Raw genomic sequence first — 7,576 nt, 5'->3', positions numbered from 1 at the left:
TGCGCGTCAACGCGATCCAGCTCCACAACGCGATCCGCAAGACCATCGGAATGGAGCATGCCGCGGATGACCCCTCCTATCGCCAGTCCTACGTCGAGGCGGTCGCCAGGCTGATCGACGAGGTCCAGCCGGTCTCGATCCATCTGGGCACGATCAGCGGCGAGAAGGCCACCGCCAAGCGGATCTTCATGCTGGTGGAGCACATGCTCCGCCTGGCCGACCGCGACGAGCCGATCCGCTTTTTGATCGCCGAGTGCGAGACCTCGTTCACCCTGCTGGCGGCGCTCTACTTCGCCAAGCTGTTCGGCGTGGCGGAGCAGATCGACATTTCGCCCCTGTTCGAGACCCGCATTGCCCTGACCCGCGGGGTGGAGATCATCGCCGGCGCGCTCGAGGTGCCGGTCTATCGCGACTACATCAAGAGCCGCGGGCGCCTATGCGTGCAAACCGGCTTTTCCGACGCCGGCCGTTTTCTGGGCCAGACTGCCGCCTGCTATCTGATCGAGCAGATCCGCCTGGAGCTGGCGCCTCTGCTGGTGCAGCACGGCCTGACCGAGGTCGAGCTGGTGATCTTCGACACCCATGGCGAGAGCATCGGCCGGGGCGCCCATCCGGGCGGCTTCCGCGACCGGCTCGCCTATTACGACACGCCAGAGAGTCGGCGTCGGTTCCGCGACGCCGGGATCACGGTACGCGAGGAGAGCAGCTACCAGGGCAGCGACGGCTACCAGTACTTCCTGACCGAGGAGACCGCGTTTGCCGTGGTCACGCGCGTGCTGGAGCACTGCCTGGAGCCGGTCGACCTCGCACCGGACCCCTTCTACGCCGAGCGGGTCTATGTCGGCGAGTTCTTCGCTTCGATCGAGCAGTTCAACGCCGAGGTCATCCAGAACCGCGACTATGCGGCGCTCCTGGGCGCCTGGGGCACCAACATGCTCTGGCAGACCGGCTCACGGCCAGCCAAGCGCCAGTATGACGGTGCCAGCGGTCGGATGAGCTTGGACCATCCCTCGCAGCTGCGCGCGATCCCGCACAACTCGATCCTCCAGCAGCTGGGCATGCTGGCCAACACGATCGGCGGAGTGGGCAGGGCGATCGCCAAGGACCCCGAAACCTTCCACCGCCTCTATGGCGAGAGCCCGCGCTTTCGCCGGATGCTCGGCATGGTCGAGCATGCCTTCAAGTGGACCGACCTGGAGGTGGTCAAGGCCTATATCGACCTCTACGACCCCTCGACCTGGCTGGCGCGCGCGCAGAGCCATGACGAGGATGCGCGGATCGAGGAACTGCGCGAGCTGGCCGGCGTGTTCGAGCAGATGCGCCTGCACGAGCGGCTGGTCCGCATCCACCGCGTCTTCCTGCGCGACTACATGGACTTGGCACGCGCGCTGAAGGAGCATCGCCGCCGGACCCGCGATGCCGGTGCGGTGCCGATCGTGGTCGACCTGGAGGCCAGGGACAATATCCACCTCCTCCACGCCCTGCGGCTCGCCCTGATGCAGCGCCTGGACGTACTGGCGGTGCATGTGCCGGACTTCTCGGACCGGCACAATTTCAGCCGCTCCGGCCTGATCGCCCGGCTCACCCAACTCGACGTGGAGCCGGTGATCGAGATCCTGCGCGATATCTTCCCGATGACCGAGCCCCGGATCCAGCCCCACGATTTCGGTGTCGAGGCGACCTATCGCAGCGAGGAGAATCAGAGCTACGGCCAGGAGCATGCGCTGCTGTTCGACCCGATCCTGCGCCTCTACGGCCAGATCCGTCGGATCGGCAGCGCCGTGGTCCACCATCTGGGTGCAGTCGGCTGAGACCGGCTCAGCCGGGTGCCGGCGGTACCGGCACGGTGACGTCGCCGAACAGGCACTGCTTGTCGACTACGCAGTAGGCGTACTCGACCCGCAGTGCCGTGGCCTTGCCCGGCCGGACCTGCACGACCGGCGGCAGCGCGAAATATTCCTGCCCGTGATCGACCAGTGCCGCCGGCTCCGCGACCGCCATGCCGGCCGGGTCGACCGGCACCACGGTAACCCCCGGATCGGCCACGAGCTTCGCCTGGCCGTTCGGCTGCAGCATCACGGCGACGCTCCCATCCGGCTGGCGGGAAGTGGCGACCCTAACGATCTCGGCAGGTCCGGCCAGGCCCAGGTCGCGCAGGATCGCGTCCGCGCCCCCGCCGGCCCCCTCGCCGGCCATGCCCGCGGCCGGCAGGGCTAGGAGCAGGGCGGTCAGGACGCGCGCGAGCATCGCCGGTGCCTTCAGAGGATCGACTGGCCGGTCTTCTGCCAGTCGGCGACGAACGCGGCCAGGCCCTTGTCGGTGAGCGGATGGTTCAGGAGGCTCTTGATGACGCCGGCCGGCGCGGTCACCACATGCGCGCCGAGCTTGGCGGCGCTCACGACATGCGCCGGGCCGCGCACCGAGGCCACCAGCACCTCGGTCTCGAAATAGTCGTAGTTCTGGTAGATCTCGACGATGTCGGCGATCAGGCCCATGCCGTCGGCGCCGATGTCGTCGAGCCGGCCGACGAAGGGCGAGACGAAGGTCGCACCTGCCTTGGCCGCCAGGATCGCCTGTGCCGGCGAGAAGCAGAGCGTGACGTTGGTCTTGATGCCCTGGCCCGTCAGCCGCTTGCAGACGAACAGCCCGTCCTTGGTCAGCGGCAGCTTCACGCAGACATTGGGCGCGATCTTGGCGAGCTTCTCGCCCTCCTTGAGCATCGTCTCTGCATCGATCGCGGTGACCTCGGCGCTGACCGGGCCGTCCACCACGTCGCAGATCTCCGCGATCAGGTCGAGGAACTGCTTGCCCGATTTGGCGACCAGGGAGGGATTGGTGGTCACGCCGTCCAGTAGGCCGGTCGCGGCCAGCTCCCGGATCTCGCTGATCTCGGCCGTATCGACGAAGAACTTCATGAAACGCGCTCCAACAGGCGGCCAAGCGGCCGCCTTCCCAATGTACCGTGATTCCGGCTGGGTGCGAACCCCGGCAACGCCTGCCGGCCCGCGGGCGGGCCCCTAGTGGGTCACCCGGTCGCGATGCCGGTAGAGGCCGTTCTGCAGCTCGCCGAACATCTGCCGGACCTGCGGATGCTCGATCGGCTCGTCGGTCGAATCCGGCAGGAGATTGCCCTCGGACACGTAGGCTACATAGTAGCTGTCCGAGTTCTCCGCGAACAGGTGGTAGAAGGGCTGGTCCTTGCGCGGGCGGAGGTCCTCCGGGATCGACTGGTACCATTCCTCGGTGTTGGCGAATTCCGGATCCACGTCGAAGATGACGCCGCGGAACGGGAAGATCCTGTGTCTCACCACCTGGCCGATACGGTATTTGGCGTGTCGGTCCGACATGGGCTGTTCCTCGAATGGTCGGTGCGCCGCGATGCGGTGCTGGGGCGGCCGGCCTTTGCGCAAAGATAGAAGTCTGCCGAAACTAGTGAGCTTCAGCCGCTTGTTCCAGAGGCGGCTGTGCCGCTGGCTCACCATCCTGGCATCAATTACGCGGGATCGCGCAGGTTGACGATCAGCGACGAGGTGTCGAACCGGTTGCCGCCCTTCATCTGCACCTGGCGATAGAACTGGTCCACCAGTGCCGTGACGGGAAGGGGTGCGCCGTTGCGCTTGGCCTCCTCCAGGCAGATGCCGAGGTCCTTGCGCATCCAGTCGACCGCGAAGCCGAAGTCGAACCGGTTCTCCGCCATGGTCTTCCAGCGGTTCTCCATCTGCCAGGACTGCGCGGCCCCCTTGCTGATGGTGGCGAGCACCTTGTCCGTGTCGAGTCCGGCCTTCTGCGCGAAGTTGACCGCCTCGGACAGCGCCTGGACCAGGCCCGCGATGCAGATCTGGTTGACCATCTTGGCGAGTTGGCCAGCCCCGGCCGGACCCATATGGGTGATGGTGCGGCCATAGGCCTGCATGCCAGGCTCGGCCTTGGCGAACGCCGCCGCCTCGCCGCCCACCATGATGGTCAGCACGCCGTTGACCGCACCTGCCTGGCCGCCGGAGACCGGCGCGTCCAGAAAGCCGCGCCCGACCTTGCGGCAGGCCTCGTCCAGCTCGCGCGCGAGGTCGGCGGAGGCGGTGGTGTGGTCGACCAGGAGCGCGCCGTCGCCAAGGCCCGCCAGCGCGCCGTTCTCGCCATAGACCACCGAGCGCACGTCGTCGTCGTTGCCCAGGCACATGAACACGGCCTCGGCACCTTCCGCCGCCGCACGCGCCGAGGGCGCCGCCCTGCCGCCATGCTCCTTCGCCCAGGCCTCGGCCTTGGCCGCGGTCCGGTTCCAGACCGTGACGTCGTGCCCCTTCTTCACCAGGTGGCCGGCCATCGGGCCACCCATCACGCCCAGACCGAGGAATGCATAGGTGGCCATGACAATCGTCTCCCTTCAGTTGCCTTGCCGGCGCGCCTGCCGCGCGTTCGCGGCGATCCATGCCATGATCCGCCCGATCGTGCACCCCGTTGCGGCATCGGTTTCCGGTGGCCACATTGCGGGCTTCCGACCTGTTGAAGAGTGAATCATGGCCGACGGCAGCACCCGCAGCATCATCCGGCGCGAGGATTATCGGGAGCCGGACTGGTGGACCCGGCGGATCGAGCTGGATGTCGACCTCCACCCCGAGGCCACCACCGTCGTCTCCCGGCTGACGCTGGAGCGCAACGGTCAGGTCAGCGGCTCGCCGGACCTGGAGCTGGACGGCGAGGCCCTGAACTTTCTGGGCGCCAGGCTGGACGGCGTGCCGCTGGCGCAAGAGCGGATCGTCCCGACGCCTGCGGGGCTGATCGTCAAGGACCTGCCCGAGCGCTGCGTCCTGGAGATCACCCAGCGCTGTGACCCCAAGCACAACACGGCACTCTCCGGCCTCTACCTCAGCAACGGCATCTTCTGCACCCAGTGCGAGGCACAGGGCTTCCGGCGTATCGCCTATTCCCAGGACCGGCCGGACGTGATGAGCGTCTATCGGGTGCGGATCACCGGCGAGCGCCGGACCTGTCCCGTGCTGCTGTCCAACGGCAATCCGGTCGCCGCGGGCGAGCTGCTGGACGGGCGGCATTTCGCCGTCTGGGAGGACCCGTTCCCCAAGCCTTCCTACCTGTTCGCCCTGGTGGCGGGCGACCTGGCGCTGCTGCAGGACAGCTTCACCACGAAGTCCGGCCGCCATGTCGATCTCCGGATCTATTCCGAGCACGCGGTGATCGACCAGTGCCGCCACGCCATGGAGTCGCTGAAGAAGTCGATGAAGTGGGACGAGGACGTCTATGGCCTGGAGTACGATCTCGACCTGTTCATGATCGTCGCCGTGTCGCACTTCAACATGGGGGCGATGGAGAACAAGGGCCTCAACATCTTCAACACCTCTGCGACGCTGGCGCGCGCCGACACCGCCACCGATGCCGACTTCATGCAGGTCGAGCGCATCGTCGCGCACGAATATTTCCACAACTGGACCGGCAACCGCGTCACCTGCCGCGACTGGTTCCAGCTGACCCTCAAGGAAGGCCTCACCGTCTTCCGCGACCAGCAGTTCACCTCGGACATGCATTCGGCCGCGGTGAAGCGGATCGGCGACGTCCAGCTCCTGCGCGAAGGCCAGTTTCCCGAGGATGCCGGGCCGATGTCGCACCCGATCCGGCCGGACTCCTATGTGGAGATCAACAATTTCTACACGCGCACGGTCTACGAGAAGGGGGCGGAGGTTATCCGGATGATCCACACGCTGGTCGGGCCGGAAGCGTACCGCGCCGGCATCGACCTGTATTTCCAGCGCCATGACGGCCAGGCGGTGACCTGCGAGGATTTCGTGCGCGCCATGGAGGATGCGTCCGGCAAGGATCTCGCCCTGTTCCGCCGCTGGTATAGCCAGGCGGGCACGCCGGAACTCTCCGTGCAGCGTAGCTTCGACCCTGGCACCGGCACGCTGGTCCTGGACATCGCCCAGTCGACGCCGCCCACGCACGGCCAGCCAGACAAGCTGCCGCTGCATATCCCGATCCGCATGGGCCTGCTCGGCCGGGACGGCGCGCCGCTGCCGCTCATGCTGGAAGGCGAGAACGAGCCGAAGGGCACGGAGCGCGTGCTGGAGCTGAGGGAGGCCCGCCAGCGCTTCGTGTTCAAGGGGCTGGACGCGGAACCGATACCCTCGCTGCTCCGCAACTTCTCGGCGCCGGTGCGCCTCCATCTGGACTATCAGGACGACGAGCTGGCCCTCCTGCTGGGCCAGGACGAGGACGCGTTCAACCGCTGGGAAGCCGGCCAGCAGCTGGCCCTGCGCCTGATCCTGCGCGGTGTCGATGTGGGAGGGCGGGCGGAGGCCTCGCCGGCCTTGCTGGACGCGTTCCGCAAGGTGCTGGCCGACGCGCCGGCCGATCCGGCCTTCGCCGCTCGCGCCGTGCACCTGCCATCCTTCAACTATGTCGGCCAGCAGCGCCGGGAGATCGATGTGGCGGGCATCCGCGGCGCCCTGCGCAGCCTGCAGCAGGATCTCAGCCGCGAGCTGCGCAGCGAATGGGCCGAAACCTACGAGCGCTTCTCCGATGGAGAGCCGTTCAGCAACGACACGGCGGCAGCGGGACGGCGGGCCATCAAGAACCAGGCCCTTTACTGGTCGGTGCAGGCGGCGGACGCGGAAGCAGTCGCACGGGCCAGGCGGCAGTTCGAACGCGCCGACAACATGACCGACAGCTTCGCCGCCCTGCGGGCACTCCTGGAGAGCGGCGACGGCTTTGTTGCCAGCGCGCTCGCCAGCTTCTATGCCCGCTGGCAGTCCGAGCCGCTGGTGGTCAACAAGTGGTTCGCCCTGCAGGCCTCGGTCGATGACGAGGCGGTGCTGGCCAAGGTCGAGCGGCTGCGCCACCACCCGGCCTTCACGCTGGGCAATCCGAACCGGGTCTATTCCCTGGTCGGCGTGTTCGCCAACAACCCGGCCGGCTTCCACCGGGCGGACGGGGCAGGCTACCGGTTCGTGATGGACCGGATCCTGGAGCTGGACCCGCGCAATCCGCAGGTCGCCTCCCGGCTGATGCGCCCGCTCGGCCGGTTCAAGCCCTACGACCCGGCACGCCAAGCGCTGATGCGCGCCGAGCTGGAACGCGCCCTGGCCCAGCCGAACCTGTCCCGCGACTGCTACGAGATCGCCAGCAAGAGCCTGGAGTGAGGGCAGTTCTGGGCCGACATCATCGGATCACCCGGGGCCGCCGTAAGGCCGGACGGCGTCGGGCTGCCCGGCACCGAGCCTGGCCCGCACGTAGGGAACAGCAGCCTGTCTCGGTCGCCTGCGATTGCCCACCCAATGCTGGCGGACCCTGGCAAGTTACAGCCGGCTGAAGTTGTGCAGTGGAGCATGGGGATGATTGCGAGAGCGCCGTACATCCTCCTCCCGACAATCATGTAGCAACAAATCGAGTATCTGATACACTTACAGATCCTAGCTGTCATTGCGGTGCCTGCCTCTGCGGGGAGGATGGAGCATGGCCGATATTTCCGGGACTGTGCAGGCGGATGTGCTGATTGGCACCTCGGCTGCCGACATCATCCGGGGGCTTGCGGGCAATGACCGCATCGCCGGGAAGGCTGGGAACGATC

The 7,576-nt window shown here is 67.2% G+C and carries 6 protein-coding genes and 1 pseudogene; 3 read left to right on the top strand and 4 right to left on the bottom strand.

Annotation, left to right across the window (positions count from 1 at the left end; translation table 11 throughout):
- Positions 1-1,811: phosphoenolpyruvate carboxylase (locus tag EQG76_RS10740; protein WP_159713231.1), on the top strand; the 1,811-nt coding region annotated here is incomplete at its 5' end.
- 7 nt (positions 1,812-1,818) lie between these two features.
- On the opposite strand, the gene EQG76_RS10735 is transcribed toward EQG76_RS10740, so the two are convergent.
- The 4 genes from EQG76_RS10735 to EQG76_RS10720 all read right to left on the bottom strand — a co-directional run bounded on the left by EQG76_RS10735 (position 1,819) and on the right by EQG76_RS10720 (position 4,366).
- Positions 1,819-2,247 (bottom strand): hypothetical protein, encoded by a 429-nt coding sequence (locus EQG76_RS10735; RefSeq protein WP_159713229.1) that lies wholly within the window; start codon positions 2,245-2,247, stop codon positions 1,819-1,821.
- Between the two features lie 11 nt (positions 2,248-2,258).
- Positions 2,259-2,915: a fructose-6-phosphate aldolase gene (fsa, locus tag EQG76_RS10730; RefSeq protein ID WP_159713227.1), complete on the bottom strand. Its 657-nt coding sequence runs from the start codon at positions 2,913-2,915 to the stop codon at positions 2,259-2,261.
- Between the two features lie 102 nt (positions 2,916-3,017).
- Positions 3,018-3,347 carry a heat shock protein HspQ gene (gene hspQ / locus EQG76_RS10725; RefSeq protein WP_159713225.1) on the bottom strand — a complete coding sequence of 110 codons (330 nt, stop codon included), beginning with the start codon at positions 3,345-3,347 and terminating at the stop codon, positions 3,018-3,020.
- Positions 3,348-3,493: 146 nt separating this feature from the next.
- Positions 3,494-4,366 (bottom strand): NAD(P)-dependent oxidoreductase, encoded by an 873-nt coding sequence (locus EQG76_RS10720; protein WP_159713223.1) that lies wholly within the window; start codon positions 4,364-4,366, stop codon positions 3,494-3,496.
- 148 nt (positions 4,367-4,514) lie between these two features.
- On the opposite strand from EQG76_RS10720, the gene pepN reads away from it, so the two are divergent.
- Complete coding sequence (gene pepN, locus EQG76_RS10715; protein WP_159713221.1) at positions 4,515-7,148, top strand: aminopeptidase N; 2,634 nt, start codon at positions 4,515-4,517, stop codon at positions 7,146-7,148.
- A 313-nt stretch (positions 7,149-7,461) separates the two neighbouring features.
- Positions 7,462-7,576: pseudogene (locus tag EQG76_RS33405) on the top strand (calcium-binding protein); the annotation flags it as partial.

It is taken from the genome of Geminicoccus flavidas (genome assembly GCF_009806515.1).
GTDB classification, from domain to species: Bacteria; Pseudomonadota; Alphaproteobacteria; order Geminicoccales; family Geminicoccaceae; genus Geminicoccus; species Geminicoccus flavidus.
This window is presented reverse-complemented; position numbering and strand designations above follow the sequence as displayed.

Coding starts and splice junctions, on each gene's coding strand:
- EQG76_RS10735 (WP_159713229.1), bottom strand. CDS start 2,247: ATGCTCGCGCGCGTCCTGACCGCCCTGCTCCTAGCCCTGCCGGCCGCG.
- fsa (WP_159713227.1), bottom strand. CDS start 2,915: ATGAAGTTCTTCGTCGATACGGCCGAGATCAGCGAGATCCGGGAGCTG.
- hspQ (WP_159713225.1), bottom strand. CDS start 3,347: ATGTCGGACCGACACGCCAAATACCGTATCGGCCAGGTGGTGAGACAC.
- EQG76_RS10720 (WP_159713223.1), bottom strand. CDS start 4,366: ATGGCCACCTATGCATTCCTCGGTCTGGGCGTGATGGGTGGCCCGATG.
- pepN (WP_159713221.1), top strand. CDS start 4,515: ATGGCCGACGGCAGCACCCGCAGCATCATCCGGCGCGAGGATTATCGG.